Source organism: Enterobacter cloacae complex sp. ECNIH7, from assembly GCF_002208095.1.
In the GTDB taxonomy this organism is placed as follows: Bacteria; Pseudomonadota; Gammaproteobacteria; order Enterobacterales; family Enterobacteriaceae; genus Enterobacter; species Enterobacter cloacae_M.
On sequence record NZ_CP017990.1, the window covers coordinates 4,416,432 to 4,442,998 of the forward strand.

At 58.4% G+C, this 26,567-nt stretch carries 27 protein-coding genes and 1 riboswitch; of the genes, 18 read left to right on the forward strand and 9 right to left on the reverse strand.

Annotated features, from left to right (window positions below):
* Entirely contained in the window at positions 1 to 1,161 is a 1,161-nt protein-coding gene (locus WM95_RS21910; protein WP_023309205.1) for a glutathionylspermidine synthase family protein, read from the forward strand.
* A 90-nt stretch (positions 1,162 to 1,251) separates the two neighbouring features.
* Here the strand turns inward: WM95_RS21910 and ygiD are convergent, their stop codons facing one another.
* Positions 1,252 to 2,040, reverse strand: a complete 789-nt coding sequence (gene ygiD, locus WM95_RS21915) for a 4,5-DOPA dioxygenase extradiol (RefSeq protein WP_063409068.1) — start codon at positions 2,038 to 2,040, stop codon at positions 1,252 to 1,254.
* Between the two features lie 196 nt (positions 2,041 to 2,236).
* Here ygiD and zupT point away from each other — a divergent pair, with 196 nt between their 5' ends.
* Positions 2,237 to 3,010, forward strand: a complete 774-nt coding sequence (gene zupT / locus WM95_RS21920; protein ID WP_063409067.1) for a zinc transporter ZupT — start codon at positions 2,237 to 2,239, stop codon at positions 3,008 to 3,010.
* Positions 3,011 to 3,042: 32 nt separating this feature from the next.
* On the opposite strand, the gene ribB is transcribed toward zupT, so the two are convergent.
* A complete protein-coding gene (ribB, locus tag WM95_RS21925; protein ID WP_023309208.1) occupies positions 3,043 to 3,696 on the reverse strand; it encodes a 3,4-dihydroxy-2-butanone-4-phosphate synthase in 654 nt (217 codons plus the stop codon).
* 106 nt (positions 3,697 to 3,802) lie between these two features.
* Positions 3,803 to 3,953, reverse strand: a riboswitch (FMN riboswitch).
* Between the two features lie 119 nt (positions 3,954 to 4,072).
* Here ribB and ubiK point away from each other — a divergent pair.
* Entirely contained in the window at positions 4,073 to 4,369 is a 297-nt protein-coding gene (gene ubiK, locus WM95_RS21930) for a ubiquinone biosynthesis accessory factor UbiK (RefSeq protein WP_020689465.1), read from the forward strand.
* Between the two features lie 116 nt (positions 4,370 to 4,485).
* Here the strand turns inward: ubiK and hldE are convergent, their stop codons facing one another.
* From hldE to WM95_RS21945, 3 genes are read right to left on the reverse strand one after another with little or no spacing between them, the layout of a single operon-like run.
* The gene (hldE, locus tag WM95_RS21935) at positions 4,486 to 5,916 is read right to left on the reverse strand and encodes a bifunctional D-glycero-beta-D-manno-heptose-7-phosphate kinase/D-glycero-beta-D-manno-heptose 1-phosphate adenylyltransferase HldE (protein ID WP_045404039.1); all 1,431 of its coding nucleotides are present in this window, start codon (positions 5,914 to 5,916) and stop codon (positions 4,486 to 4,488) included.
* A gap of 40 nt (positions 5,917 to 5,956) precedes the next feature.
* Positions 5,957 to 8,812, reverse strand: coding sequence for a bifunctional [glutamate--ammonia ligase]-adenylyl-L-tyrosine phosphorylase/[glutamate--ammonia-ligase] adenylyltransferase (gene glnE, locus WM95_RS21940; RefSeq protein WP_063409065.1), 2,856 nt, complete (start codon positions 8,810 to 8,812; stop codon positions 5,957 to 5,959).
* A gap of 21 nt (positions 8,813 to 8,833) precedes the next feature.
* Entirely contained in the window at positions 8,834 to 10,135 is a 1,302-nt protein-coding gene (locus tag WM95_RS21945) for a CYTH domain-containing protein (RefSeq protein ID WP_063409064.1), read from the reverse strand.
* Positions 10,136 to 10,364: 229 nt separating this feature from the next.
* Here WM95_RS21945 and WM95_RS21955 point away from each other — a divergent pair, with 229 nt between their 5' ends.
* Positions 10,365 to 10,985 (forward strand): TIGR04211 family SH3 domain-containing protein, encoded by a 621-nt coding sequence (locus WM95_RS21955; protein ID WP_024906484.1) that lies wholly within the window; start codon positions 10,365 to 10,367, stop codon positions 10,983 to 10,985.
* Between the two features lie 60 nt (positions 10,986 to 11,045).
* Positions 11,046 to 12,287 (forward strand): multifunctional CCA addition/repair protein, encoded by a 1,242-nt coding sequence (locus WM95_RS21960; protein WP_063409076.1) that lies wholly within the window; start codon positions 11,046 to 11,048, stop codon positions 12,285 to 12,287.
* 10 nt (positions 12,288 to 12,297) lie between these two features.
* On the opposite strand, the gene bacA is transcribed toward WM95_RS21960, so the two are convergent.
* Positions 12,298 to 13,119 carry an undecaprenyl-diphosphate phosphatase gene (gene bacA / locus WM95_RS21965; RefSeq protein WP_063409063.1) on the reverse strand — a complete coding sequence of 274 codons (822 nt, stop codon included), beginning with the start codon at positions 13,117 to 13,119 and terminating at the stop codon, positions 12,298 to 12,300.
* A 105-nt stretch (positions 13,120 to 13,224) separates the two neighbouring features.
* A complete protein-coding gene (gene folB / locus WM95_RS21970; RefSeq protein WP_063409062.1) occupies positions 13,225 to 13,593 on the reverse strand; it encodes a bifunctional dihydroneopterin aldolase/7,8-dihydroneopterin epimerase in 369 nt (122 codons plus the stop codon).
* Positions 13,594 to 13,700: 107 nt separating this feature from the next.
* Here folB and plsY point away from each other — a divergent pair, with 107 nt between their 5' ends.
* Positions 13,701 to 14,321: a glycerol-3-phosphate 1-O-acyltransferase PlsY gene (gene plsY / locus WM95_RS21975; protein WP_023309216.1), complete on the forward strand. Its 621-nt coding sequence runs from the start codon at positions 13,701 to 13,703 to the stop codon at positions 14,319 to 14,321.
* 84 nt (positions 14,322 to 14,405) lie between these two features.
* A complete protein-coding gene (locus WM95_RS21980) occupies positions 14,406 to 15,872 on the forward strand; it encodes an MFS transporter (protein ID WP_063409061.1) in 1,467 nt (488 codons plus the stop codon).
* Positions 15,873 to 15,912: 40 nt separating this feature from the next.
* Here WM95_RS21980 and WM95_RS21985 read toward each other — a convergent pair whose 3' ends face one another.
* Positions 15,913 to 16,335 carry a MarR family winged helix-turn-helix transcriptional regulator gene (locus WM95_RS21985; RefSeq protein ID WP_045356087.1) on the reverse strand — a complete coding sequence of 141 codons (423 nt, stop codon included), beginning with the start codon at positions 16,333 to 16,335 and terminating at the stop codon, positions 15,913 to 15,915.
* A 147-nt stretch (positions 16,336 to 16,482) separates the two neighbouring features.
* Between WM95_RS21985 and WM95_RS21990 the strand changes: the two genes are divergently transcribed.
* The 9 genes from WM95_RS21990 (at position 16,483) to ureG (ending at position 23,127) form a co-directional block, all read left to right on the forward strand.
* Positions 16,483 to 17,496, forward strand: coding sequence for an alpha/beta hydrolase (locus WM95_RS21990; RefSeq protein WP_063409298.1), 1,014 nt, complete (start codon positions 16,483 to 16,485; stop codon positions 17,494 to 17,496).
* A gap of 145 nt (positions 17,497 to 17,641) precedes the next feature.
* Positions 17,642 to 18,469 carry an urease accessory protein UreD gene (locus WM95_RS21995; RefSeq protein ID WP_063409299.1) on the forward strand — a complete coding sequence of 276 codons (828 nt, stop codon included), beginning with the start codon at positions 17,642 to 17,644 and terminating at the stop codon, positions 18,467 to 18,469.
* Positions 18,470 to 18,479: 10 nt separating this feature from the next.
* Entirely contained in the window at positions 18,480 to 18,782 is a 303-nt protein-coding gene (locus WM95_RS22000) for an urease subunit gamma (protein ID WP_006811999.1), read from the forward strand.
* Positions 18,783 to 18,792: 10 nt separating this feature from the next.
* Positions 18,793 to 19,107: an urease subunit beta gene (locus WM95_RS22005; RefSeq protein WP_023309222.1), complete on the forward strand. Its 315-nt coding sequence runs from the start codon at positions 18,793 to 18,795 to the stop codon at positions 19,105 to 19,107.
* Positions 19,100 to 20,803, forward strand: coding sequence for an urease subunit alpha (gene ureC, locus WM95_RS22010; RefSeq protein ID WP_063409300.1), 1,704 nt, complete (start codon positions 19,100 to 19,102; stop codon positions 20,801 to 20,803). The genes WM95_RS22005 and ureC overlap by 8 nt, the downstream gene beginning before the upstream one ends.
* A 9-nt stretch (positions 20,804 to 20,812) precedes the next feature.
* On the forward strand, positions 20,813 to 21,277 hold the full coding sequence (gene ureE, locus WM95_RS22015; RefSeq protein WP_023309224.1) for an urease accessory protein UreE: 465 nt from the start codon (positions 20,813 to 20,815) through the stop codon (positions 21,275 to 21,277).
* A 9-nt stretch (positions 21,278 to 21,286) separates the two neighbouring features.
* The gene (locus WM95_RS22020; RefSeq protein WP_032659887.1) at positions 21,287 to 21,826 is read left to right on the forward strand and encodes a HupE/UreJ family protein; all 540 of its coding nucleotides are present in this window, start codon (positions 21,287 to 21,289) and stop codon (positions 21,824 to 21,826) included.
* The gene (locus tag WM95_RS22025) at positions 21,826 to 22,500 is read left to right on the forward strand and encodes an urease accessory protein UreF (RefSeq protein ID WP_063409301.1); all 675 of its coding nucleotides are present in this window, start codon (positions 21,826 to 21,828) and stop codon (positions 22,498 to 22,500) included. The genes WM95_RS22020 and WM95_RS22025 overlap by 1 nt, the downstream gene beginning before the upstream one ends.
* Before the next feature lie 9 nt (positions 22,501 to 22,509).
* Complete coding sequence (gene ureG, locus WM95_RS22030) at positions 22,510 to 23,127, forward strand: urease accessory protein UreG (protein WP_014071813.1); 618 nt, start codon at positions 22,510 to 22,512, stop codon at positions 23,125 to 23,127.
* Positions 23,128 to 23,172: 45 nt separating this feature from the next.
* Here ureG and tsaD read toward each other — a convergent pair whose 3' ends face one another.
* The gene (gene tsaD / locus WM95_RS22035; protein ID WP_032650276.1) at positions 23,173 to 24,186 is read right to left on the reverse strand and encodes a tRNA (adenosine(37)-N6)-threonylcarbamoyltransferase complex transferase subunit TsaD; all 1,014 of its coding nucleotides are present in this window, start codon (positions 24,184 to 24,186) and stop codon (positions 23,173 to 23,175) included.
* A 236-nt stretch (positions 24,187 to 24,422) separates the two neighbouring features.
* Between tsaD and rpsU the strand changes: the two genes are divergently transcribed.
* Both rpsU and dnaG read left to right on the forward strand, forming a co-directional pair.
* Positions 24,423 to 24,638, forward strand: a complete 216-nt coding sequence (gene rpsU, locus WM95_RS22040) for a 30S ribosomal protein S21 (RefSeq protein WP_001144069.1) — start codon at positions 24,423 to 24,425, stop codon at positions 24,636 to 24,638.
* 115 nt (positions 24,639 to 24,753) lie between these two features.
* Positions 24,754 to 26,499, forward strand: a complete 1,746-nt coding sequence (gene dnaG, locus WM95_RS22045; RefSeq protein ID WP_063409302.1) for a DNA primase — start codon at positions 24,754 to 24,756, stop codon at positions 26,497 to 26,499.
* Positions 26,500 to 26,567: the final 68 nt, after the last annotated feature.

Below are 26,567 nucleotides of genomic sequence, written 5' to 3' on the forward strand. Positions count from 1 at the left end.
ATGGAACGAGTCAGTATCACCGAGCGCCCGGACTGGCGCGAAAAAGCCACTGAGTACGGTTTTAACTTCCACACCATGTACGGCGAGCCGTACTGGTGTGAAGACGCCTATTACAAGCTCACGCTGGCCCAGGTGGAAAAACTGGAAGAGGTGACGGCCGAGCTGCACCAGATGTGCCTGAAGGTCGTGGAAAAGGTCATCGACAGCGACGAGCTGATGGCAAAGTTCCGCATTCCGAAGCACACCTGGGGCTTTGTGCGCCAGTCGTGGAAAACGAATCAACCTTCGCTTTACTCTCGCCTGGATCTGGCGTGGGACGGCAAAGGCGAGCCTAAGCTGCTGGAAAACAACGCCGATACGCCAACCTCTCTGTATGAAGCGGCGTTCTTCCAGTGGATCTGGCTGGAAGACCAGGCCAATGCCGGAAACCTGCCGGAAGGCAGCGACCAGTTTAACAGCCTGCAGGAAAAGCTGATTGAGCGTTTTGCCGAGCTGCGCGAACAGCATGGCTTTAACCTGCTCCATCTCGCCTGCTGCCGCGACACGGAAGAAGACCGTGGCACGGTTCAGTATCTGCAGGACTGCGCCGCCGAAGCGGAAGTGGCGACCGAGTTCCTCTATATCGAGGATATCGGCCTGGGTGAAAAGGGTCAGTTTACGGATATGCAGGACCAGGTGATCAGCAACCTGTTCAAGCTATACCCGTGGGAATACATGCTGCGCGAGATGTTTTCCACCAAGCTGGAAGATGCTGGCGTGCGCTGGCTGGAGCCGGCCTGGAAGAGCATCATCTCTAACAAAGCCCTGCTGCCGATGCTCTGGGAGATGTTCCCCAACCACCCGAACCTGCTGCCAGCCTATTTTGCGGAAGATGATTACCCGCAAATGGAGAAATACGTCGTTAAGCCGATCTTCTCCCGCGAAGGCGCAAACGTCTCGATTATCGAAAACGGCAAGACGCTGGAAGCGGTTGAAGGGCCATACGGCGAAGAAGGGATGATCGTCCAGGAGTTCTGGCAACTGCCGAAATTTGGCGACAGCTATACCCTGATTGGCAGCTGGCTCATTAACGATCTGCCGGCCGGGATTGGTATTCGCGAAGATCGCGCGCTGATCACGCAGGATCTGTCACGCTTTTATCCGCACATTTTTGTCGAATAGGCCGCGGCCTGATGCCCTCACCCCGCCCCTCTCCCACAGGGAGAGGGGGCAAACACTAAACGGCAACCTGAGGTTGCCGTTTTGCTTTTATTATCCCACCTGCACCGACAGCATACTCAGACTGCCCATCTCGATACCGTCGACCGGGATCGTCACCGGCTCCTGACCATCCCACGCGCCAAGAACGTACAGCAGCGGCAGGAAGTGTTCCGGCGTCGGGTTAGAGAGCGAACCGCCTTCGTGATCCAGATAGTTCACCAGCGGGTGCTCCTCAGCCGGGCCTTGCCAGGTCAGGTTCGCTTTGACGTAGTCGTTAAAAGAGGTTGCCCACGGGTACGGCGTGTTCTCACCGTGCCAGCGTGCGGTACGCAGGTTATGCACCACGTTGCCGCTCGCCACCAGCATGATGCCTTCATCACGCAGGGTTGCCAGCTTACGCCCCATCTCCAGATGCCAGGCCGCCGGTTTAGTACTGTCGATGCTCAACTGCACCATCGGGATATCCGCGTCAGGATACATTTTAATCAGCACGCCCCAGGAGCCATGGTCAAAGCCCCAGGCTTCTTTATCCAGCGTCACAGGGACAGGTGCCAGCAACTCTACCAGCTTTTGCGCCAGCTCAGGCGAGCCGGGGGCCGGATAATGCGTGTCGTACAGCGCCTGCGGGAAGCCGCCAAAATCATGAATGGTTTTTGGCGCTTCCATGGCGGTCACGCCTGTCCCACGGGTAAACCAGTGCGCAGACACCACCACGATCGCTTTCGGCCGTGGCAGCGTCTCACCCAAAAGACGCCAGGCGCGGGTATAGACGTTGTCTTCCAGAACGTTCATAGGGCTACCGTGGCCTAAAAACAGGGCTGGCATACGGGAAGAAGTCATGGTGATATCCTTACAGAAGGTGTCAATTTAATGGTGCTACATTACGCGCAATGCGGCAAAGATGAACGCAGATAAGCGTGAAGATCATCATCAGGAAATTTGAATGTAAGGAATGTGTAAAGCCGGGTTTTAACCCTCGCTTTGCCAGAAATGAATCATTTATATTAATGATAATCATTATCAAAAGGAGCAATGCATGTCAGTCCCCTTGATCCTGACCATACTGGCGGGCGCCGCGACCTTCATCGGTGCGCTCCTCGGCGTGCTCGGCCAAAAGCCCTCTAACCGCGTACTGGCCTTCTCACTGGGCTTTGCTGCCGGGATCATGCTGCTCATCTCCCTGATGGAGATGCTGCCTGCCGCGCTGGGCACAGAAGGCATGTCTCCGCTGCTTGGCTACGGCATGTTTATCTTTGGCCTGCTGGGATACTTTGCCCTCGATCGGATACTGCCGCACGCGCATCCGCAGGATTTAATGCAGAAAAACGTGACGCCTATACCGCGCAATATCAAGCGTACCGCCGTGCTGTTAACGCTTGGCATCAGCCTGCACAACTTCCCGGAAGGGGTCGCTACCTACGTGACGGCCAGCAGTAATCTGGAGATGGGCTTTGGCATCGCGCTGGCGGTCGCCTTACACAATATTCCTGAAGGACTGGCCGTCGCCGGACCCGTGTATGCCGCAACGGGATCGAAACGCACAGCGGTGTTCTGGGCGGGCATTTCCGGGATGGCCGAAATCCTCGGTGGCGTGCTGGCCTGGCTGATCCTTGGTAGCCTGGTCTCTCCGGTAGTAATGGCGGCGATCATGGCAGCGGTAGCCGGGATCATGGTTGCGCTTTCGGTGGATGAACTGATGCCGCTGGCGAAGGAGATCGATCCAAACAACAACCCCAGCTATGGCGTGCTGTGCGGAATGTCGGTGATGGGATTAAGTCTGGTTCTGCTGCAGAGCGCAGGAATCGGGTAAAAAAACGCCGGGACTTCCCGGCGTTTTTATTTTCAGCTGGCTTTGCGCTCGTGCGCCTGGCGATACTCAACCAGATCTTCAATCGTGACCACCGGCATGTTGTGCAGGCGGGCAAAGGTGATGCACTCCGGCGCGCGCGCCATGGTGCCGTCATCGTTGGTCAGTTCGCACAGCACGCCAGCAGGTTTGAAGCCAGCCAGCGTCACCAGGTCGATCGTCGCTTCGGTGTGACCACCGCGGGTCAACACGCCGCCCGCCTGCGCACGCAGTGGGAAGACGTGGCCAGGACGGTGCAGATCGGATGGTTTGGCACCATCAGCAATCGCTGCACGTACGGTGGTCAGACGGTCAGCCGCAGACACACCGGTGGTCACACCATGCGCCGCTTCAATGGTCACGGTAAAACCGGTACCAAAGGCGCTGGTGTTGTTTTCGACCATCATCGGCAGATCGAGTTGCTTACGACGATCTTCATTAATACACAGGCATACGATGCCGCTGCCGTGACGGATGGTCAGCGCCATCTGTTCAACGGTCATGTTTTCGGCGGCGAAAATCATGTCGCCTTCGTTTTCACGGTTTTCATCGTCAAGCACCATCACACCGCGGCCTTCGCGCAGTGCATCCAGTGCATGTTCAACACGTTGAGTTGAAGTGCCAAAAGAGGAAAGTAGCGTCTGATTCATGGTAAAAAAACCTCATTAACATTATGGTTACCAGAATCAGGGCAGTCTTAGGAGCGCCGTATAAGCGGCAAAAAGATAACGTGAGCGGGCCCATGCCCGACTTGATCGTTACTCTCTCCCATCCGGACTCTAACCGTCGGCCCCGGAATTACACCGGATCTGCTGACCTTTGAGTTTTCACCCAAAGCGCTCGCGGGCTTTCAGCGTCACGCTGATTTACCGCCGGTGGGGAATTTCGCCCCGCCCTGAGAATAAGCGAGATAACTATAACGCTATTGATTATCCTGGGCAATGCATAAGCATCAAACAATTTTGTTTACCCCGGGCATGACGCGCTACAATGGACACTAACACTTTTCCATCAAGGGAAACGCCAATGATTGACCCGAAAAAAATTGAGCAGATCGCGCGTCAGGTTCATGAATCTATGCCAAAAGGCATTCGTGAATTTGGTGATGACGTAGAAAAGAAAATCCGCCAGACGCTGCAGGCGCAGTTGGTTCGCCTTGATTTAGTCAGCCGCGAAGAGTTTGACGTGCAGACCCAGGTTCTGCTGCGCACCCGAGAGAAGCTGGCGCTGCTGGAACAGCGTCTGACCGAGCTGGAAAACCGTAATACGCCGGAAGAAGTGAAGCCGGCACCGGCTATTCCACCGGTGGATGACCAGGAGTAAGTGCTGGTTGTATCGCCCGGTGGCGCTTCGCTTACCGGGCCTACATATACTACGCGTAGGTCGGGTAAGGCGCAGCCGCCACCCGGCATGAAAAACGGGCCAGCTGGCCCGTTTTTTTACTGACTGTCCTTCTGGATCTTCTTGATGATGTTGGTGGTTGAGCACCCGTCCTCAAAGTTGAGCACCATCACCTCGCCGCCGTTCGCCCAGACCTCTTCGCTACCCGCGATTTGCTCCGGCTTGTAATCCCCGCCCTTGACCAACAGATCCGGCAGAATACCGGCAATCAGGCGCTGCGGGGTATCTTCTTCAAACGACACCACCCAGTCCACGGCTTCCAGCGCGCCGAGTACAATCATGCGCTGCTCGAGCGGGTTCACCGGACGCGTTTCCCCCTTCAGGCGCTTCGTCGATGCATCGCTGTTAACCGCCACAATCAGGCGATCGCCCAGCTTGCGCGCGTTCGCCAGATACGAAACGTGGCCCGCGTGCAGAATGTCGAACACGCCGTTAGTCATCACCACTTTTTCACCACGCTTGCGCGCGGCGGCGACGGCCACCTTCAGCTCGTCTTCGGTCATGACGCCAAAACCGGTATCCGCACGACCGCGCACCGCGTTTTCCAGCTCGATTGGCGAAACGGTTGAGGTACCGAGTTTACCGACGACCACGCCCGCCGCGGCGTTAGCGAAGTAGCACGCCTCTTCCAGCGAGTTTCCTGCTGCCAGCGTCGCCGCCAGCACGCCGATCACCGTATCACCGGCACCGGTCACGTCGTACACTTCCTGCGCCTGGGTTGGCATATGCAGCGGCGCTTTGCCCGGCTGCAGCAGCGTCATCCCCTGCTCGGAGCGGGTGACCAGCAGCGCGGACAGCTCGAAATCGGCAATGATCTTCATGCCGCGCTCAACCAGCTCTTCCTCGGTTTTGCACTTGCCCGCCACCGCTTCAAACTCGGAGAGGTTTGGCGTCAGCAGCGTCGCGCCGCGATAGCGCTCAAAGTCGGTCCCTTTCGGGTCGATCAGCACCGGCACGCTGGCTTTACGCGCCAGCTGAATCATCGTTTGCACGCTCGCCAGCGCGCCTTTGGCGTAGTCGGACAGCACCAGCGCGCCGATATTGCCCAGCGCCTGGTTGATACGCTCGTGCAGCGGCTCGGGATCAACGCCTTCGAATCCTTCTTCAAAGTCGAGGCGGATCAGCTGCTGGTTGCGCGACAGCACGCGCAGCTTGGTGATGGTCGGGTGGGTCGGAACAGAGACGAAGTCGCACTTCACGTTCACGTCCGCCAGCGACTTGCTCAGCGCACGCGCCGCATCGTCGATGCCGGTCAGGCCCACCAGACGCGACTGCGCGCCCAGAGAGGCAATGTTCATCGCCACGTTTGCCGCGCCGCCGGGACGCTCTTCAATGGTGTCGACCTTAACCACCGGTACCGGTGCTTCCGGAGAGATGCGGCTGGTAGGCCCATACCAGTAGCGATCCAGCATCACATCTCCAACAACCATTACCCCAGCACGTTCAAACTCTGGCAGTGTTACTTTCATTCCTGACTCCAGAAAGATTCACAATTTGCGCGCGATAATATCACACTTGATTTGTTACGCACGGTTCCACCAGCCACTTCTGCCAGCTGGCCGTTACCTGAGCACGTTCATGAGCAAAACAGTCCAGCGCCACGTGCCCCGGCTGCTCCTGCAGCGCCAGGTGATGAAGCTCATCGCGAAGCGTCGTGTAGGCGCGGGTTAAAGCCTGCGCCTCCTGCTCGTCCATGATGTCATTTTGCGCCAGCAGCTCCAGAATGCGCACGTTATCGGACCAGCGCGTCAGCTTCGGCTTGTCGTGGGCGTGCAGCAGCACCAGATACTGGGTAATGAACTCAATATCGGTAATCCCGCCCTCGTCGGCTTTTATATCAAAGCGATCGCGGTGTTTATTGCCGAGATGCGCGCGCATTTTCTCACGCATTTCCCGCACTTCTGTTTGTAATGTGGCGCCCTCTCGCACCGTCGTCATAACGTCCTTACGGATGACGTCAAACTGCGTTTTGAGCTGCGGATCGCCATACACCACGCGAGCGCGCACCAGCGCCTGATGCTCCCACGTCCAGGCTTCATTCTTCTGGTAATCGGCGAAGGATTCCGTTGAGGTCACCAGCATGCCCGCCGCGCCGGACGGACGCAGACGGGCATCGACTTCATACAAAATGCCCGACGAGGTGCGGGTGCTGAACAGGTGCATGATGCGCTGCGCCAGGCGCAGGTAGAACTGGCGCCCGTCAATTTCACGCTCGCCGTCGGTCATTACGTCAACCGGGCAGTCGTGCAGGAAGATTAAATCCAGATCGGAGCTATAGCCCAGCTCCCAGCCGCCAAGCTTGCCGTAACCCACCACGGCAAACCCTCGTCCCTCACGTTCGGCCAGGTGTTTCGGCTGGCCGTAGCGGGCCACCATCTGCACCCACGCCTGTTGCACTACCGCGTCGATGATCGCCTCCGCGAGCCAGGTTAAGTGATCGCTCACTTTCATCACCGGCAGCGTTCCGGCAATGTCCGCCGCCGCCACGCGCAGCATCTGCGCCTGCTTAAACTGGCGCAGCGCCTCCAGCTGTTGCTCTTCGTCCTCTTCCGGCACGCGCAGCAGATACTGACGCAGCTCGTCCCGGTAGGCATCCGTCGCCGTTGGCTGATACAGCGTGTTCGGATCGAGCAGCTCATCCAGCAGCAGCGGGTAACGCGCCAGCTTGTTGGCCACCATCGGCGACGCGGCGCAGAGCGTAATCAGGTGTTTCAGCGCCCCCGGAAACTCGCTCAGGAGCTCCAGATAGGTGGTACGCGTGATAATCCCGCTCAGCAGCGGCATCATGCGCGACAGCGGCACCGGCGCGTCCGCCCGCGAGCAGACCTCGCTCAGCAGGTGCGGCATCAGATGATCCAGCACCTGACGGCCGCGCGGGCCGATGGCGCGTTTGTTCAGCTCAAGACGGAAATCAGCGATCAGCGCCACCACGCGATGGCGCGCGTCGTCGGTTAAGTGCGTCAGCACCGGCGTGGTGTCATCTTCCTGGAGCGCGTCCTGCCACAGCTCGCGCCAGTGCTCGGAAAGGGCATCATCCGGTGATTCACTTTCGTCATCACCGATCAGCTCGTTAAAGATGCGGCGCACGCCTGCCATATGGGCATCCAATCGTTCGGTTAACGCGGCCCAGTCGTCCACGCGCATGCCCCAGGCCAGGCGCGCCCGGTTAAGGTCATCGCCCGGCAGGGTCTGGGTCTGTTCGTCATTGATGCTTTGCAGCAGGTTTTCCAGACGGCGCAGGAAAAGATAGGCCTCGCGCAGGGTTTGCGCGTCGCCGTCCGGCAGCAGGTGCAGCTGCTCGATGGCGCTCAGCGTCGGCAGCAGCGAGCGGGACTGCAGGGACGGCTCACGGCCGCCGCGAATAAGCTGGAAGACCTGGACGATAAATTCAATTTCGCGGATGCCGCCCGCGCCGAGCTTGATGTTGTCCTTCAGCCCGCGCCGGCGCACCTCACGGGCGATCATCCCTTTCATGTTACGCAGGGACTGGATCACGCTGAAGTCGATATAGCGACGGAATACGAACGGGCGCAGCATGGCGCGCAGCTCGTTGGCGTAAGCGTCGTCGCTGTCGCCCATGATCCGCGCTTTAACCATCGCATAGCGCTCCCAGTCGCGCCCCTGCTCCTGGTAGTAATCCTCCAGCGCGGCAAAGCTCAGCACCAGCGGTCCGCTGTCGCCAAACGGGCGCAGGCGCATATCCACGCGGTAAACAAAACCGTCCTGCGTCGGCTGATCCAGCGCCTTAATCAGACGCTGGCCGAGGCGGGTAAAGAACTGGGCGTTGTCGAGCTCGCGACGGCCGCCGCGCGTGGAGCCGTTCTCGGGCCAGGCAAAAATCAGGTCGATGTCGGAGGAGAAGTTCAGCTCGCAGCCGCCCAGCTTGCCCATCCCCAGAATCAGCAGCGGCTGAGGAACCCCTTCCTCGCTGCACGGCGTGCCCCACTCTTTACAGCAGGCGGCGTAGAGCCAGTCGCGCGCGGCGACAATCAGCGTTTGCGCCAGCTCGCTTAGCTGCTGCAGCGTGCTCTCTTCGCTCACCAGCTCCAGCGCCTGAGCCCAGGCAATGCGCACCATCACCCGACGGCGGAACTGGCGCAGGACGCGCATCAGCGTCGCTTCATCCGCAACGTCTTCGAGCGCGGTTTGCAGCCAGCCGGCATACTGCCGCCACTCGTCCGCCTGCGGCGGTGCGTTCTCAAGCTCCGCCAGCCAGTCCGGGTTGGCGGCGATACTTTCCTGCACAAAATCACTGAAGGCGAGCACGCTCTTCGCCTGCTCGCTTAACGATGACGCCGGTAATGACTCAGGCAAACGTTCGCAAACGGTCTGCCACTGCTGCTGTAACGGTGAAGAAAGCGGCATTATAGGGGTTCCTTGCCAGAGTTAACGTTTTCCGCTGTGCAGCCAGAACGGCTCCTGCGAAATGGCCTCGTTACGGAAATGCTCAATCTCAATATGCTGGCGGGTCTCAATGGCATGCTTCAGCCCCTGCCAGTTTTCCAGCCAGGCCTGGGTTTTAACGCCGTCATAAGCGCCGGAAAGCAGCAGCATGCTGTCGATGTTGCGCGACAGACGAGGAAGCTGATCGCCATACCGATCGCCGAGCGGATACGCAAAGGTGCTCTTCAGCTCGGCGGCATGACGGGAAAGATGAATATCCGCGAAACGCTTAAAGTTTTCCGCGATTTTGGTCTCGGCTTTCGCATCCAGGAAGGCGCGCCAGCCGCGCGTCACCAGAAACTCGGTCAGCGCCAGTTTTGCCGTCGCGGCTTGCGGGCTGTAGATTGCCGTTTGCGCCGATACGTCGGAGAGCATCAGCGTTTCGGTTTGCGTCAGCAGGTCACGTAAGTGAGCGCTCGCTTTGCGAGGAACAATACCGCCGAACAGCGTCAGGGTATGGCGCACCAGGGCAATCGCCGCCAGCACGTGGGATTTCGCGTTTTTCACATTTCGCACCCACAGCTCTTCATGGTATTGCCACTGAGAAAGCGCCAGCTCCAGCGCGGCTTCCAGACCCTGTTCAACGCTGGCTTTCGGCGCAACGTGCAAAATGGTCGTCTCTCTCAGCACGCGCGGCGCATTTCCGGCGGCCAGATGGTAACCCCGCGCGGCTTTACTCAGGCTTCCCTGACGCAGTCCGGACTGGTTCACCAGCCTGCGCGCCAGCTTCAGCACGTCATTTGCGTCCCCTTCCAGCAGCTCAAGCTCGAGTTCGCAAATCGGCTCCTGGAACTCACCCGCCTTCACGTCCCCCAGATCGAGGGCGATTTCGATGCGGCTTTTGCCTTCCGTCACCAGCCATTTCTCGCGCCAGAAATCGGTGCTGAACAGCGGCTGCACCTGTTCCGCCAGCGTGGAAGGCAGCTCGCCATCCGGCCAGACTTCCGCCGGGAAACGTTCCAGCTCAAGTTCCGGCTTGCTGATGTCGATATTGTATTCCGGGCGCTGATGCAAACCGCCGACCACGCGGCCGGCAATTTTCATCGTCATCTCGTAGCGCCCGCTAGCGCCGCGGATGCGCAGCCCCATATCATGGCGGCGCAGCCAGCTGTCTGGCGTTTCATAATAGATATTAAGCAGTTGTACCGGTGCATGGTGTTCGCCGGAAAGCGTATGCAGATGCTGGCGGAGTGCGTCAACGCTGTCTTTTTCGACGATAAACTTTAATTCGATTTCTTGTGCCATAGCCTTGTACTTTTGCGGGCGTCACAGACGCGTCAATGAGGGCGAACTTCCTCGCCATTTGTTTGTCAGTACATAGTATTTTGCGCCAAATTGCCATGCAATGAGCAATTTGTCGGGCGTAAATGTATAGAGTCGTGACACAGATGATTCTGATTGCTGACGAATGCTTTGCGTAGAGACACTGTTGCCACTACTATCGTTCCACTATTTATGAAAATAACGACTAATGATGCTTAAATTACGCCTGATTGGACTTACTTTACTCGCTTTTAGCGCCGCAACCGCAGTGCACGCTGAAGAGAAGCGTTACGTTTCTGACGAACTGAACACCTGGGTACGCAGTGGCCCCGGAGATAATTATCGCCTCGTGGGCACGGTGAATGCCGGCGAGGAAGTCACCCTGTTACAGACCAACGCGGACACCAACTATGGCCAGGTTCGCGACAGTACCGGCCGTACGTCCTGGATCCCGCTGAAAGAGCTGAGCACCGTGCCAAGCCTGCGCACGCGCGTTCCCGATCTGGAAAACCAGGTGAAGACCCTGACCGATAAGCTGAACAACATCGACGGCACCTGGAACCAGCGCACCGCTGAAATGCAGCAGAAAGTGGCGCAAAGCGACGGTGTGATTAACGGTCTGAAAGAAGAGAACCAGAAACTGAAAAACGAGCTGATTGTCGCGCAGAAGAAGGTGAATGCCGCCAATCTGCAGCTCGACGACAAACAGCGCACCATCATCATGCAGTGGTTCATGTATGGCGGCGGCGTGCTGGGCGTGGGTCTGGTACTGGGTCTGGTGTTGCCGCATCTGATCCCAAGCCGCAAGCGTAAAGACCGCTGGATGAACTAATTCGTCTTCTCTGCCAGACTTACGTATCATTCTGGAAAAGAGAAAACGGGAGAGTTGGGCGTGAAGAGTTATCTTGTCGGTGGTGCGGTACGTGATGCGTTGTTAGGTCTGCCGGTCAAAGATAAAGACTGGGTGGTGGTTGGCGCCACCCCTGAAGAGATGCTCGACGCGGGCTACCAGCAGGTAGGCCGCGATTTTCCCGTGTTCCTGCACCCGAAAAGCCGTGAAGAGTATGCCCTGGCGCGTACCGAGCGGAAATCGGGCTCGGGCTATACGGGCTTCACCTGCTATGCCGCGCCGGACGTCACGCTGGAGCAAGATCTCCTGCGCCGCGATCTCACCATCAACGCGCTGGCGCAGGGCGAGGATGGGCAGATTGTTGACGCCTATGGCGGTCAGGACGATCTGCGCAACCGCCTTTTGCGTCACGTCTCCCCGGCGTTTTCAGAAGATCCGCTCCGCGTGCTCCGCGTGGCGCGCTTTGCCGCGCGTTACGCCCATCTCAGTTTCCGTATTGCCGATGAGACAATGGCGCTGATGACCGCCATGACCGAGGCGGGCGAGCTTGAACATCTGACGCCAGAGCGCGTCTGGAAAGAGACGGAAAATGCCCTCACCACGCGCAACCCGCAGGTCTTTTTCCAGGTCCTGCGCGACTGCGGCGCGCTGAAGGTGCTGTTCCCGGAAATAGACGCGCTGTTCGGCGTGCCTGCTCCGGCAAAATGGCACCCGGAAATTGATACCGGCGTGCACACGTTGATGACTCTGAGCATGGCCGCCATGCTCAGCCCTGACGTGGACGTGCGCTTTTCCACCCTGTGCCACGATCTCGGCAAAGGCCTAACGCCAAAAGAATTCTGGCCTCGCCACCACGGGCACGGCCCGGCAGGGGTGAAGCTGGTCGAGGGGCTGTGCCAGCGTCTGCGCGTGCCGAACGAGATCCGCGATCTGGCGAAACTGGTGGCCGAGTTCCACGATCTGATCCACACCTTCCCGATCCTGAAGCCGGCTACCATCGTTAAGCTTTTCGATAATATCGACGCCTGGCGCAAACCCCAGCGCGTAGAGCAAATCGCGCTCACCAGCGAAGCTGACGTGCGCGGTCGTACCGGTTTTGAAGCGTGCGATTACCCGCAGGGACGTTTACTGCGCAAAGCCTGGGACGTTGCGAAAGCGGTGCCCACGAAGGACGTTGTCGAAGCAGGATTCAAAGGACCGGAAATTCGCGAAGAGCTCACGAAACGGCGAATTCAGGCGGTGTCGGACTGGAAGGAAAAGCATTGCCCTCAGCCGAAAGACTGAGGGCCATCGGTCAGAAGAAGACCACGTACACCGCAGCCGCCACGATAAAGCGATAGATCGCGAACGGAATAAACGAGATACGCTTAATCAGTTGCAGGAAGGTTTTAATGGCAATCAGCGCCACGATAAAGGCGGTGATGAAGCCAACGGCGAACATCGGAATGTCGCCCGTGGTAAGGAAACCAATGCTTTTATAGAGGTCAAGCGCGGTGGCGCCCATCATCATCGGCACCGCCAGCAGGAACGAGAACTCTGACGCGGCGTAACGGCTTACGCCCATCAGCATCCCGCCGGAGATGGTAGCGCCTGAACGCGAGAAGCCCGGCCACAGCGCCAGACACTGGAAGCAACCAATGATAAACGCCTGACGATACGTCATGTCGTCCAGGCCTTCCGCGCGCGGCGTTTTTGGCTTCAGCACTTCCGCGGCGATCAGCAGTAAGCCCCCCACCACCAGCGCGTACATTACGTTAATCGGGTTAAACAGAGATTTGATGACGTCGTGGAACACCAGGCCCAGCACCACCGCAGGGATCATCCCGAGCAGAATATGGATCAGTGACAGACGACCTTTACCGGCCCCCTCGTGCTGAGGCGGACGACCAAAATGGATGCCGATCAGGCCAAACAGGCGACGCCAGAACATCACGACCACCGCCAGAATGGACCCCAGCTGGATCACCACTTCAAACGTTTTTGCGGTATCGCCTTCAAAGCCCAGCAGATGGCCAACGATAATCATATGGCCCGTACTGGAGACCGGCAAAAACTCCGTCAATCCTTCGACCACACCCAGTATTGCCGCCACCAGCAGCGAGTGCATATCGCTCATCTATAAACCCCTAAAAAGATATAAAAAAACGGTGCCCCATACGGACAACCGATAAGATACAGTCTTGAGACCGGTATAACCTAAAATGGTTTAGCAATTATGACGTTAAATCTTGCCTTTCAGATTTGTGCCACGCTCAATAATGACGCCAACATTGGCGGCGCGCGCCACCGCGCCCGGCTTGCTCAGCTTGATGCGCACCCACGGTGACTTAAATTTTTTCAGCAATAATTCTGCGACTTCTTCCGCCACCCGTTCGACAAGCGCAAAACGCTGCCCTTCAACGTGGGCGATGACCGTTTCACTGATATCGGCATAGCTCAGACAGTCGTTCACGTCATCGCTTTTTGCCGATTTGCGGTTATCCCACCCCATTTCGATATCGAACACCAGTTTCTGCTCGATGGTCTGTTCCCAGTCGTAAACACCAATTGTGGTGATTACCGAAAGTTGCTCTATAAATACAATATCCATCACGACCTGCCTGCTTTTTGGCTAAACCGGATACCACTTCCGGCGAATTATGCGTATTATCCACAGATGCTGAGAATACAGATACATTTTCAAAACGGAACAGCGTTATGAGTGCAATCGCGCCTGGAATGATCCTCCTCGCCTATCTTTGCGGCTCAATCTCCAGCGCCATTCTGGTCTGCCGCATTGCAGGGTTACCTGACCCGCGTGAAAATGGTTCCGGGAATCCGGGGGCGACCAACGTACTACGAATTGGCGGCAAGGGAGCAGCCGTAGCGGTTTTGATTTTTGATGTTCTGAAAGGGATGCTGCCCGTCTGGGGCGCCTATGCGCTGGGCGTTACGCCTTTCTGGCTCGGGCTCATTGCGATTGCGGCCTGCGTTGGCCACATCTGGCCCGTATTCTTCGGCTTTAAAGGCGGTAAAGGCGTTGCGACCGCCTTTGGTGCCATTGCACCTATCGGCTGGGATCTCACCGGCGTAATGGCCGGGACCTGGCTGCTCACCATTCTTCTGAGCGGCTATTCGTCGCTGGGCGCAATCGTCAGCGCGCTGATCGCCCCGTTCTATGTCTGGTGGTTCAAACCCCAGTTCACCTTCCCGGTGTCGATGCTCTCCTGTCTTATCCTGCTGCGCCATCACGACAATATTCAGCGCCTGTGGCGTCGTCAGGAGACCAAAATCTGGACGAAGCTCAAGAGAAAGAAAAAAGACGCTCCAAAGGGTTAGTTATGCCTTATAGCCAAATGTGATTTTGGTCACCTTCTGCCTGTGGTAACTGTTAGGGACACAACACAACCACATAAGAAGAAAATGGCTGAAATCACAGAATCAACTCCCCTTTCAACGGCAGGTATTCCCCCTGATGGCGACATCCAGTGGGTGCGCAGCGCTTCGGATGTATCACGCCTCGTTAATGACGGTTCTCAGGGCCGGACAAACGCCCGTATCGTGGTCGGTATCGCTTTGGGCGGCATTTTCCTCGATGCCTACGATCTGGGCGCGCTGGCGTTCGGCATTAAAGACATCACCCGCGAATTTAGCCTGACGCCCGCTGGTACCGGTATGGTGGCCTCGGCGATTACCTTTGGTGCCATTGTCGGGGCGCTGCTTGGCGGCTATCTCACGGATAAAATCGGGCGCTACCGCGTTTTTATGGCTGATATGGTGTTCTTCGTGGTGGCAGCGATCGCCTGTGCGCTGGCCCCGAACGAATATGTGCTCGCGGGCGCCCGCTTTGTGATGGGGCTGGGGGTTGGGATCGACCTTCCCGTGGCGATGGCGTTTTTAAGCGAGTTCGCCAGGCTAAAAGGGCCCGGAAATAAGGCTTCCAGCGTCGCGATGTGGTGCCCCACCTGGTATGCCGCCATCAGCATCTCCTACCTGCTGGTGCTTTTCTTCTACGCCGTGCTGCCGGAGAGCCACAGCGACTGGCTGTGGCGTTTGATTCTCGGCTTTGGCGCGGTGCCCGCGCTGGTGATTATCGCCATCCGCAGCCGCTATATGAGCGAATCTCCGGTCTGGGCGGCTAATCAGGGCAACCTGAAAGAGGCGGCGTCGATTTTACGCCAGTCGTATAACATCAATGCCCACGTGCCGCAGGACGCGCTCGGCCAGCCCGCACCCGTCGTGAATAAAGCGAAATGGTCAAACTATCTGAACCTGTTCCGCGGCGTCTACTTACGCCGCACGACGCTCGCCACGCTGCTTTCCGTCGTCTCGTCGTTTGCCTATAACGCCGTGGCGTTTGGCCTGCCGGTGATCATCTCCAGCTTCTTTGTCCAGTCGATGCTCACCACCATTCTCATTTCTCTGGCGCTTAACCTGCTGTTTGCCTTCGTCGGCGGACTGCTGGCGGTACGCTACGTGCCGCGCTTCGGCGCCTGGCGGATGTCGCTGGCGGGTTATGCCTGCCAGCTTGTCGCATTGCTTGGCCTGGCGCTGATTGGCAGACCAGACGGTGCCTCTGAAGGGGTGCTCGCCGTGGCGATGCTGGCGCTATTCCTGTTCGGTCAGGGCTTCGGCCCGGGCGCGCATACCATGACGTTTGCCTCGCTGAGCTACCCAACCTCGCTGCGCGGCGTGGGCGTGGGCCTCAACCAGACGCTGATGCGCAGCAGCTCGACGCTGTCGCTGTTTCTGTTCCCGCTGCTGGTCGCCTCGCTGGATACCGCCGTGTTCTGGGTGATTGCGCTGGCGCCGTTTATCGGCCTGGCGTCGCTGCTGGCAATCCGCTGGGAGCCGTCGGGGTATGATGTGGATGCAGAGGACTACCGGTAACGACACATTACTTCGGTGGGTTCAACCCACCGAAGGGTTATTACAAATCGTCGAGCAGCGTTCGGGAGAGTTTTTTTAGCGTCTCAAGCTCATCGTCATTCATCCGCATGCTGCAGCGAATCTGATCCGGCAATGCCATCACCCGTTTCTTCAGGTCTTTGGCCTTGTCGGTCAGTACAACATTTTTCATCCTTTCATCACCCACAACCGCGATACGGTTGAGGAATCCTTTTGCCTCAAGCTTTTGTACAAGCGGGGTCAATGTGCCCGAATCAAAAAACGTCTTATCGCTGAGATCGCGAAGTGGGATGTTGTCTTTCTCATAAAGCGCCATCAAAACAACGAATTGCGGATAGGTCAGATCCATCTCTTGCAGTAAGGGGCGATACTGGCGAACAAACGCGTTGGTGACCGAGTACAGCGAGAAGCAAAGTAAATCGTCTAGCGTTTTGTTTTCTTTCATTTTTCTATCAACTCCAAATCGGTTGCCTAAAAAAATTATAAATAATGTTTGACTAAAAGTATCTTGCGCGCAAGTATTACACCAACAACTAAGTAGCGCACTATTTAGTTATCTCATCCAATCAAATACGCTTAAAGAGGCACTACCATGAAAACACTAACCTCCATCCTGGTTTCTTCCGTCTTCGCGTCAGCCGCGGCATCCGCTCAAACCCCCAATACCCCAACCCCGACCGCAGGCGTACAGGCATTTCTTAATGTTTTGAATTCCGGCAAGGGTAAGCCAATGGAACAGATGACCCCGCAGGAGGCCCGCCAGGTACTGATTGGCGCGCAGCAAGGCGCAAAATTGCCGCCCGCTCAGGTTTCTGAAAAAACGATCCAGGTAAATGGCCAGGCGATCAAACTGAAAATAGTGAAACCTGAAAACGCCAGCGGCACGCTCCCCGCCTTTATGTTCTTTCACGGCGGCGGTTGGGTGCTGGGTGACTTCGCTACCCACGAACGTTTAATCCGCGACCTCGTTCGCGCTTCGGGTGCCGCTGCGGTTTACGTCGATTACACCCCGTCACCTGAGGCCCATTTCCCGGTAGCAATTAATCAGGCCTATGAAGCGACAAAATGGGTCGCCGGGCACGGTCAGGAAATTGGCGTGGACGGTAGCCGTCTGGGTCTGGTGGGTAACAGCGTGGGCGGCAATATGGTGGCTTCGGTGGCGCTGCAGGCCAAACAGTTCAATGGGCCAAAGATTCGCTACAACGTCATGCTCTGGCCAGTTACCGATGCGAATTTTGATACTGCCTCGTATAGCCAGTTCGAAAATGGCTATTTCCTGTCGAAAAACATGATGAAATGGTTCTGGGATAACTACACCACCAGCGCTGCCGATCGCAACAATATCCTTGCCTCTCCGCTTCGCGCCAGCACCGCGCAGTTGAAAGGCTTCCCCGAGACGCTGATCCAGACAGCGGAGCTGGACGTTCTGCGGGATGAAGGTGAAGCATTCGGGCGTAAACTGGATGCGGCTGGCGTCCCGGTGACCGTCACGCGCTATAACGGCATGATCCACGACTACGGCCTGCTTAACCCGCTGAGCCAGGAGCCAACGGTGAAAGTTGCGCTTGAGCAGGCAGGTGCAGCGTTGCATGAGCACCTGAAATAGTCTCGTCATTGCTTATACAGAGCACGGCCCCGGCCGTGCTTTTGTATTTCTCCTGCCTGGCCATCCATAAGCGACTCATATGACAGGCTTCATTTCCGCCAGGGCATACTGAAACGTATCCCGATGGTGTGGAAATGGATGCAGCATGTTAGCAGCTCAGGTCACTGATAATACGTATAAAGGCTGGCAGGCGTCGCTTGCCCTGCAGTTTTGTCACACCCCTGAGAAAACCCTCCTGTACTCCGCCCACCACGTCGGGCCGCTCACCGTTCAACGTCCGTTTTACCCAGAAGGCGAAACCTGCCACCTTTACCTGCTGCACCCGCCAGGCGGGATTGTGGGCGGCGATACGCTGGACATTTCCGTTCGGCTGGACGCCAAAAGCCACGCGCTCATCACCATGCCCGGGGCCAGCAAGTTCTATCGCAGCAGCGGCCCGCAGGCCCGTCTGAATCAGCATTTTTACCTCGATGAAGATTCCACGCTGGAGTGGCTGCCGCAGGACACCATTATCTTCCCCGGCGCGAATGCCGCGCTGCGCTCCGTCTTCCATCTGAAGGCCTCCAGCACGCTGCTGGCGTGGGAGCTGTACTGCCTGGGGCGTCCGGTGATCGGTGAGATCTTTAGCCACGGCACGCTGGAAAGCCGCCTTGAAATCTGGGTTGAAGACGAACCGCGCCTGATTGAGCGTCAGCATCTTAGCGACGGCGATCTCACGCCCGTCGCCGGACGTCCGTGGCTCGGCACGCTGCTGTTCTATCCGGCCAAAGAAGAACATCTCGACGCGGTGCGCGAACGGCTCGCACCGCTGGAAAATTACGCAGGTGCAACGCTCACTGACGATCTGCTGTCGGTGCGTTTTCTCTCCGACGACAACCTGATTTGCCAGCGGGTGATGCGCGACATCTGGCAGTCGCTTCGCCCGCTTCTCACCACCAAAAATGCCTGTTCGCCGCGTATCTGGCAGACATAAGAGAAACGTTATGGAACTGACCCCCAGAGAAAAAGACAAGCTGTTGCTGTTCACCGCCGCGCTGGTTGCCGAACGCCGCCTTGCGCGCGGGGTAAAGCTCAATTACCCGGAATCGGTCGCGCTGATCAGCGCCTTCATTATGGAGGGCGCGCGCGATGGCGAAACCGTCGCCTCGCTGATGGAGGCGGGCCGCCACGTCCTGAGGCGCGACCAGGTAATGGAGGGCGTCCCGGAGATGATCCCGGATATTCAGGTCGAAGCCACCTTCCCGGACGGATCGAAGCTCGTCACCGTCCACAACCCGATCGTCTAAGGAGCGCGTGATGATCCCAGGTGAATACCAGATCCAGCCCGGAACGATTGCCCTCAACGTCGGGCGTGAAACCCAACGCGTGGTTGTCGAAAATCACGGCGACAGGCCGATCCAGGTCGGATCGCACTATCACTTTTACGAGGTCAACCCGGCGCTGAAGTTCGATCGGGAAGCCACCAAAGGCTTCCGACTGAACATCCCGGCGGGCACCGCCGTGCGCTTCGAGCCCGGCCAGAAGCGGGAAGTGACGCTGGTTCAGGTCACGGGGGCGCAGCGCATTTTCGGCTTTCGCGGCGAGGTGATGGGCGAGGTGAACCATGGCTGAGATTTCGCGCCGGGCGTATGCCGATATGTTCGGCCCCACCACCGGAGATAAAGTGCGGCTGGCCGACAGCGAGCTGTGGATCGAAGTGGAAGACGATCTCACGGTCTACGGCGAAGAGGTCAAGTTCGGCGGCGGAAAGGTGATCCGCGACGGTATGGGTCAGGGGCAGATGACCGCAGACGGCTGCGTGGATCTGGTTCTCACCAACGCGCTGATCGTCGATCACTGGGGGATCGTGAAGGCCGATATCGGCGTCAAGGACGGACGGATCTTCGCCGTCGGCAAAGCCGGGAACCCGGACATTCAGCCCGGCGTGACGATCCCGATTGGCGCGGCAACGGAAGTGATTGCCGCCGAGGGGAAGATCGTCACCGCCGGCGGGATCGACACCCACATCCACTGGATCTGCCCGCAGCAGGCGGAAGAGGCGCTGGTCTCCGGCGTCACCACCATGATCGGCGGCGGCACCGGACCGGCGGCGGGCACCAACGCCACCACCTGCACGCCGGGACCGTGGTATATCGCCCGCATGCTGCAGGCTGCCGATACGCTGCCGGTGAATATTGGTCTTCTCGGCAAAGGTAACGGCTCCAGCCCGGACGCCCTGCGCGAGCAGATTGCCGCGGGCGCCATCGGGCTGAAGATCCACGAAGACTGGGGCGCGACGCCCGCCGCCATCAATTGCTCGCTGGAGGTGGCTGACGAGATGGATATTCAGGTGGCGCTGCACAGCGACACGCTGAACGAGTCCGGGTTTGTCGAAGACACGCTGGCGGCCATTGCCGGGCGCACCATCCACACCTTCCACACCGAAGGCGCGGGCGGCGGCCACGCGCCGGATATTATCACCGCCTGCGCGCACCCGAATATTCTGCCCTCCTCCACCAACCCGACGCTGCCCTATACGGTGAACACCATCGATGAGCATCTCGACATGCTGATGGTCTGCCATCACCTCGATCCGGATATCGCCGAGGACGTGGCGTTTGCCGAATCCCGCATTCGTCGTGAAACCATCGCCGCGGAAGACGTGCTGCACGACATCGGCGCGTTCTCGCTTACGTCGTCAGATTCACAGGCCATGGGCCGCGTCGGGGAAGTGATTATCCGCACCTGGCAGGTGGCGCACCGCATGAAGGTCCAGCGCGGCGCGCTGCCGGAAGAGACCGGCGAGAACGACAACTTCCGCGTGAAGCGCTACGTCGCCAAATACACCATTAACCCGGCGCTCACCCACGGCATCGCCCATGAAGTCGGTTCGATTGAGGCGGGCAAGCTGGCGGATCTGGTGGTCTGGTCCCCGGCGTTCTTCGGCGTCAAACCCGCCACCATCGTCAAGGGCGGGATGATCGCCTGCGCGCCAATGGGCGATATCAACGCCTCGATCCCTACGCCGCAGCCGGTGCATTACCGCCCGATGTTTGGCGCGCTGGGCGCCGCGCGCCACGCTACCCGACTGACGTTTATCTCGCAGGCCGCCAGTGCGAACGGCATCCCGCAGCAGCTCAACCTGCAGAGCGCTACCGCGGTGGTGAAAGGCTGCCGGACGGTGAAAAAAGCGGACATGATCCACAACGGCCTGCAGCCGAATATCACCGTCGACTCGCAAACCTACGAGGTGCGCGTCGACGGTGAACTGATAACCAGCGAACCGGCTGACGTTCTGCCGATGGCGCAACGCTATTTCCTGTTTTGAGGAGTGATGATGATCTATTTAACCCAACGCCTGGACCATGCGCATCCGATTACCGCCAGCGTCACGCTGCCGATTGACGTGCGGGTGAAAAGCCGCGCCCGCGTAGCGCTGAACGACGGCCGCGAAGCCGGGCTGATGCTGCCGCGCGGCCTGCTGCTGCGTGGGGGCGACCTGCTGACGACCGACGACGGCAGCGAGGTCATCGAAGTGATCGCCGCCCCGGAGTCGGTTTCCGTGGTGCGCTGCGCCGATCCGTTCCTGCTCGCCCGCGCCTGCTACCACCTGGGCAACCGCCACGTGCCGCTACAGGTCATGCCCGGCGAGCTGCGCTATCACCACGACCACGTTCTCGACGACATGCTGCGCCAGTTCGGGCTGGACGTGACCTACGCCAGCCTGCCGTTTGAACCGGAAGCGGGCGCGTACGCCAGCGATGCCCACAGCCACAGCCATTCTCACGCTCATTCACATTAAGGATCCATCATGCGCAAGTATTTACCGCTGTTACTGCTGGCTTTTTCCGTTCCCGCCCTCGCGCATCCCGGTCACGGTACCGACAGCTTCCAGGCCGGATTTCTCCACCCGCTGACAGGGCTCGATCACCTGCTGATGCTGGCGGGCGCGGGCGTGCTCTCGGCCCTGAGCGGTCGCAAACTCCTGCTGCCGTTTGCCACCCTCGGGATGATGCTTGTCGGCGCCATTGCGGGCAGCCTGCTCGGCGGCTTCAGCGGCATGGAGATGCTGATTATCGCCTCGCTGGCGGTATCCGGCGTGATGATGTTTAAAACTGAAAACCGCCTGCTGCTGGCGGTGCCTGCCCTGGCGATGTTCCACGGCTGGGCGCACGGCGTGGAGATGTCCGGCCACAGCTTCTGGCTCTTCACCAGCGGCTTTATGCTCGCCAGCGCCACGGTGCTGTGCGCCAGCTTTGCCGCGGGGCTGCTGCTGCGCCGTCACGACGGCCTGCGTAAAACCTTCGGCGGCGGGCTGATCGTCTCTGCCCTGCTGGCGCTGATGAGCTGATGGAGCACGCCCGCCAGAGGCTGCGCCTGATGCAGCTCTCCAGCAGCAGCCTGCCGGTCGGGTCGTTTACCTGGTCGCAGGGGCTGGAGTGGGCCGTTGAGGCAGGCTGGGTCACCGACGCCGACGCGTTCAAACGCTGGCAAATCCAGCAGATGGAGCAGAGCTTTTTCTGCGTCGATCTGCCGCTGTTTATCCGTCTTTATCAGGCCTGTGAGCAACGCTCTCTTACAAATGCAAAACGCTGGACGGCATACCTTCTCGCCTGCCGGGAAACGCGCGAGCTGCGCGAAGAGGAGCGCAACCGCGGGGCGGCGTTTACGCGGCTGATTAAGAGCTGGGAACCTGACTGTCCGCCCGAATGGCTGCCGCTGTTTATGCAAAGCCAGCTCTGCGGCATGGCCTGGCTCGGCGTGCGCTGGGGCATTAGCGCGCGCGAGCTGGCGCTGAGCCTCGGCTACAGCTGGATGGAGAGCGCGGTCATGGCGGGCGTCAAGCTGGTGCCGTTTGGGCAACAGGCCGCGCAGCAGCTGATTATCGAACTGGGCGACCATTACGCCGCCGGGCTTGAACAGGCATTTTTGCGTAGCGACGACGCGCTGGGGGCAGCAACGCCGCTGTCCGCCATCGCCTCCGCGCGCCACGAAACCCAATATTCACGACTATTCCGTTCCTGAGGAGTCAACATGGCTGATTACAAACATCCCCTGCGCGTGGGCGTGGGCGGCCCGGTAGGGTCGGGCAAAACCGCGCTGCTGGAAGCGCTCTGCAAGGCGATGCGCGACACGTATCATCTTGCGGTGGTGACCAACGATATCTACACCAAAGAGGATCAGCGCATCCTGACCGAGGCAGGCGCGCTGGAGCCGGAGCGCATCGTGGGCGTAGAGACGGGAGGCTGCCCGCATACCGCCATTCGTGAAGATGCCTCGATGAACCTGGCGGCGGTGGAAGCGTTAAGCGAGAAGTTCGGCAATCTGGATCTGATCTTCGTTGAAAGCGGCGGAGACAACCTGAGCGCGACGTTCAGCCCGGAGCTGGCGGATCTGACCATTTACGTGATCGACGTGGCCGAAGGGGAAAAAATCCCGCGTAAAGGCGGGCCGGGGATCACCAAATCCGATTTTCTGGTGATCAATAAAACTGACCTCGCGCCGTACGTCGGCGCGTCGCTGGAGGTGATGGAGCGCGACACTAACCGCATGCGCGGCGAGCGTCCGTGGACCTTTACCAACCTGAAGGCGGGTGACGGGTTAGCGACGATAATTGCGTTCCTGGAAGAGAAAGGGATGCTGCGGGTGTAGTCAAACGATCCCCTCTCCCTGTGGGGAGAGGGTTAGGGTGAGGGATTACGCCTCCGGCAGTTCCGCCAGCGGCCAGCGCGGGCGCACGGACACGCTGAGGTCGGACGTTGCGCCCGCGTTCAGGCGCACCATTCCCGCGTAAGCGATCATCGCGCCGTTGTCGGTGCAGAATTCCGGACGGGCATAGAACACTTCCCCGCGACGCTTTTGCATCATCTCGGCGAGCTTCGCGCGCAGCGTGCGGTTAGCGCTGACGCCACCCGCCATCACCAGACGCTTAAAGCCGGTCTGATCCAGCGCGCGCTTGCACTTGATCATCAGCGTGTCCACCACAGCATCTTCGAACGCGCGGGCGATATCGGCGCGGGTCTGCTCGCTGTCATCGTTGTTGCGAATCGTATTCGCCGCGAAGGTTTTCAACCCGGAGAAGCTGAAATCCAGCCCCGGACGGTCGGTCATCGGACGCGGGAAGACAAAGCGCCCTTCCGTTCCCTGCGACGCCATTTTTGACAGCATCGGGCCGCCAGGATAATCCAGACCCAGCAGCTTGGCGGTTTTGTCGAACGCTTCACCGGCGGCGTCATCGATCGATTCGCCCAGCAGCTCGTACTTGCCAATGCCCGTTACGCTAATCAGCTGCGTATGGCCGCCGGAGACCAGCAGCGCCACAAACGGGAATTCAGGCGGATTCTCTTCCAGCATCGGCGCCAGAAGGTGCCCTTCCATATGGTGAACCGGGATCGCCGGCACATCCCACGCAAACGCCAGTGAACGGCCAACCGTTGCGCCAACCAGCAGCGCGCCGACCAGACCAGGGCCTGCGGTGTAAGCCACTGCATCAATCTCTTTTGCCGTTAATCCCGCTTCTTTCAGCGCCGCCTGAATCAGGGGAACCGTTTTACGCACGTGGTCACGAGAGGCCAGTTCAGGTACGACGCCGCCGTAGTCAGCGTGCAATTTCACCTGACTATACAGCTGGTTGGCCAGAAGCCCTTTTTCGTCGTCGTAAATGGCGATGCCGGTTTCATCGCAGGATGTTTCAATACCCAGTACACGCATGACTTGTTTTACCTCGTTTCAATACCGCGCAGTGTAGAGCCTGGGCGGGTTGATGTAAAACTTTGTTCGCCCCAGGAAGAAGGCTCGTGTATACTCCTCACCCTTATTAAAGTCCCTTTCAAAATCGCATCGGTGCTTTACAAAGCAGCAGCATTTGCAGTAAAATTCCGCACCATTTTGAAATAAGCTGGCGTTGATGCCAGCGGCAAACCGAATTTATTAAAGGTGAGAGTTACATGCCGGTAATTAAAGTACGTGAAAACGAGCCGTTCGACGTAGCACTGCGTCGCTTCAAACGTTCATGCGAGAAAGCAGGTGTTCTGGCTGAAGTTCGTCGTCGTGAGTTTTATGAAAAACCAACGACCGAACGTAAGCGCGCTAAAGCTTCCGCTGTGAAACGTCACGCGAAGAAACTGGCTCGCGAAAACGCACGCCGTACTCGTCTGTACTAATTGGTTGAGGGCCTCAGCCCTCAATTGACAGACAGAGTAATAGTCGTAAGGCCGTGCTTCCGGAAGGAATGCGCGGCTTGTTTTCGTTTATAAGTCGCTTAAAATTTTGGGGCATATGGCCGGAAGAATCCCACGCGTTTTCATCAATGACCTGCTTGCCAGAACCGACATCGTCGATCTCATCGACGCGCGGGTAAAGCTAAAAAAGCAGGGCAAGAACTACCATGCGTGCTGTCCGTTCCATAACGAAAAAACCCCCTCCTTCACCGTAAACGGTGAAAAGCAGTTCTACCATTGCTTCGGCTGTGGCGCACACGGTAATGCCGTCGATTTTTTAATGAACTACGACAAGCTCGAGTTCGTTGAAACCGTCGAAGAGCTGGCGGCGATGCATAACCTTGAAGTGCCGTATGAAGCAGGCAGTGGGCCAAGTCAGATCGAGCGCCATCAACGGCAAACGCTGTATCAACTGATGGATGGCCTGAATTCGTTTTACCAACAGTCTCTTAAGCAATCTGCGGCTGAGCCTGCGCGTCAGTATCTGAACAAGCGCGGCTTGAGCGACGATGTCATTGCGCGTTTCGCTATTGGTTACGCCCCGCCCGGCTGGGACAACGTGTTAAAGCGTTTTGGCGGCAATAGCGAAGATCGTAAGTCACTCATCGATGCAGGCATGCTGGTCACTAACGACCAGGGACGAAGCTACGACCGCTTCCGCGAACGGGTGATGTTCCCGATCCGCGACAAGCGTGGCCGGGTAATAGGTTTTGGTGGTCGCGTGCTGGGTGATGCCCTGCCGAAATACCTCAACTCCCCGGAAACCGATATTTTCCATAAGGGCCGCCAGCTGTACGGCCTTTATGAGGCGCAGCAGAATAATGCGGAACCTCAGCGTCTTCTGGTCGTCGAAGGCTATATGGACGTCGTGGCACTGGCGCAGTACGACATCAACTACGCGGTTGCGTCGTTAGGGACGTCCACCACCGCCGATCATATTCAACTGCTGTTCCGGGTGACCAACAACGTCATCTGCTGTTACGACGGTGACCGCGCAGGGCGCGACGCCGCCTGGCGCGCGCTGGAAACCGCGCTGCCGTATATGACCGACGGGCGTCAGCTACGCTTTATGTTTCTGCCCGACGGCGAAGACCCGGATACGCTGGTGCGTAAAGAGGGCAAAGCGGCGTTTGAAGCGCGGATGGAGCAGGCTCAGCCGCTCTCCACGTTTTTGTTTAACAGCCTGATGCCGCAGGTCGATTTGAGTACCCCTGACGGGCGCGCGCAGCTCAGCACGCTGGCGCTGCCGTTAATCAGCCAGGTGCCCGGCGAAACGCTGCGCATCTATCTGCGTCAGGAGTTAGGCAACAAGCTCGGCATTCTGGATGACAGCCAGCTTGAACGTTTAATGCCAAAACAGGCTGAAAACGGTGCGGTTCGGCCCGCACCTCAGCTAAAACGCACAACCATGCGTATACTGATAGGGTTGCTGGTCCAAAACCCCGAGCTTGCGCCGCAGGTGCCGTCGCTGGCGGGTTTAAACCACGAAAAATTGCCCGGGCTTGGCTTATTTTCAGAACTGGTCAACACGTGTTTGTCTCAGCCAGGTCTGACCACCGGACAACTTTTAGAGCATTATCGCGGCACAAAAGAGGCCGCTACCCTTGAAAAATTGTCGATGTGGGACGATATAGCAGATAAGGACATTGCAGAAAAAACGTTCACCGACTCACTCAACCATATGTTTGATTCGATGCTTGAGCTGCGCCAGGAAGAGTTGATAGCTCGCGAGCGCACACACGGTTTAAGCAGCGAAGAACGCCGGGAGCTTTGGATGATTAACCAGGAACTGGCGAAGAAATAAAAAATTTAACGGCTTAAGTGCCGAATATCGATCGGGAAGCCCCCGGCAGCCGCACTGAGAGGCAGCGG

Bases quoted from the DNA above. Each gene is read 5' to 3' on its own strand.
- WM95_RS21910 (WP_023309205.1), top strand. From the start codon at position 1: ATGGAACGAGTCAGTATCACCGAGCGCCCGGACTGGCGCGAAAAAGCC.
- ygiD (WP_063409068.1), bottom strand. From the start codon at position 2,040: ATGACTTCTTCCCGTATGCCAGCCCTGTTTTTAGGCCACGGTAGCCCT.
- zupT (WP_063409067.1), top strand. From the start codon at position 2,237: ATGTCAGTCCCCTTGATCCTGACCATACTGGCGGGCGCCGCGACCTTC.
- ribB (WP_023309208.1), bottom strand. From the start codon at position 3,696: ATGAATCAGACGCTACTTTCCTCTTTTGGCACTTCAACTCAACGTGTT.
- ubiK (WP_020689465.1), top strand. From the start codon at position 4,073: ATGATTGACCCGAAAAAAATTGAGCAGATCGCGCGTCAGGTTCATGAA.
- hldE (WP_045404039.1), bottom strand. From the start codon at position 5,916: ATGAAAGTAACACTGCCAGAGTTTGAACGTGCTGGGGTAATGGTTGTT.
- glnE (WP_063409065.1), bottom strand. From the start codon at position 8,812: ATGCCGCTTTCTTCACCGTTACAGCAGCAGTGGCAGACCGTTTGCGAA.
- WM95_RS21945 (WP_063409064.1), bottom strand. From the start codon at position 10,135: ATGGCACAAGAAATCGAATTAAAGTTTATCGTCGAAAAAGACAGCGTT.
- WM95_RS21955 (WP_024906484.1), top strand. From the start codon at position 10,365: ATGCTTAAATTACGCCTGATTGGACTTACTTTACTCGCTTTTAGCGCC.
- bacA (WP_063409063.1), bottom strand. From the start codon at position 13,119: ATGAGCGATATGCACTCGCTGCTGGTGGCGGCAATACTGGGTGTGGTC.
- folB (WP_063409062.1), bottom strand. From the start codon at position 13,593: ATGGATATTGTATTTATAGAGCAACTTTCGGTAATCACCACAATTGGT.
- plsY (WP_023309216.1), top strand. From the start codon at position 13,701: ATGAGTGCAATCGCGCCTGGAATGATCCTCCTCGCCTATCTTTGCGGC.
- WM95_RS21980 (WP_063409061.1), top strand. From the start codon at position 14,406: ATGGCTGAAATCACAGAATCAACTCCCCTTTCAACGGCAGGTATTCCC.
- WM95_RS21985 (WP_045356087.1), bottom strand. From the start codon at position 16,335: ATGAAAGAAAACAAAACGCTAGACGATTTACTTTGCTTCTCGCTGTAC.
- WM95_RS21990 (WP_063409298.1), top strand. From the start codon at position 16,483: ATGAAAACACTAACCTCCATCCTGGTTTCTTCCGTCTTCGCGTCAGCC.
- WM95_RS21995 (WP_063409299.1), top strand. From the start codon at position 17,642: ATGTTAGCAGCTCAGGTCACTGATAATACGTATAAAGGCTGGCAGGCG.
- WM95_RS22000 (WP_006811999.1), top strand. From the start codon at position 18,480: ATGGAACTGACCCCCAGAGAAAAAGACAAGCTGTTGCTGTTCACCGCC.
- WM95_RS22005 (WP_023309222.1), top strand. From the start codon at position 18,793: ATGATCCCAGGTGAATACCAGATCCAGCCCGGAACGATTGCCCTCAAC.
- ureC (WP_063409300.1), top strand. From the start codon at position 19,100: ATGGCTGAGATTTCGCGCCGGGCGTATGCCGATATGTTCGGCCCCACC.
- ureE (WP_023309224.1), top strand. From the start codon at position 20,813: ATGATCTATTTAACCCAACGCCTGGACCATGCGCATCCGATTACCGCC.
- WM95_RS22020 (WP_032659887.1), top strand. From the start codon at position 21,287: ATGCGCAAGTATTTACCGCTGTTACTGCTGGCTTTTTCCGTTCCCGCC.
- WM95_RS22025 (WP_063409301.1), top strand. From the start codon at position 21,826: ATGGAGCACGCCCGCCAGAGGCTGCGCCTGATGCAGCTCTCCAGCAGC.
- ureG (WP_014071813.1), top strand. From the start codon at position 22,510: ATGGCTGATTACAAACATCCCCTGCGCGTGGGCGTGGGCGGCCCGGTA.
- tsaD (WP_032650276.1), bottom strand. From the start codon at position 24,186: ATGCGTGTACTGGGTATTGAAACATCCTGCGATGAAACCGGCATCGCC.
- rpsU (WP_001144069.1), top strand. From the start codon at position 24,423: ATGCCGGTAATTAAAGTACGTGAAAACGAGCCGTTCGACGTAGCACTG.
- dnaG (WP_063409302.1), top strand. From the start codon at position 24,754: ATGGCCGGAAGAATCCCACGCGTTTTCATCAATGACCTGCTTGCCAGA.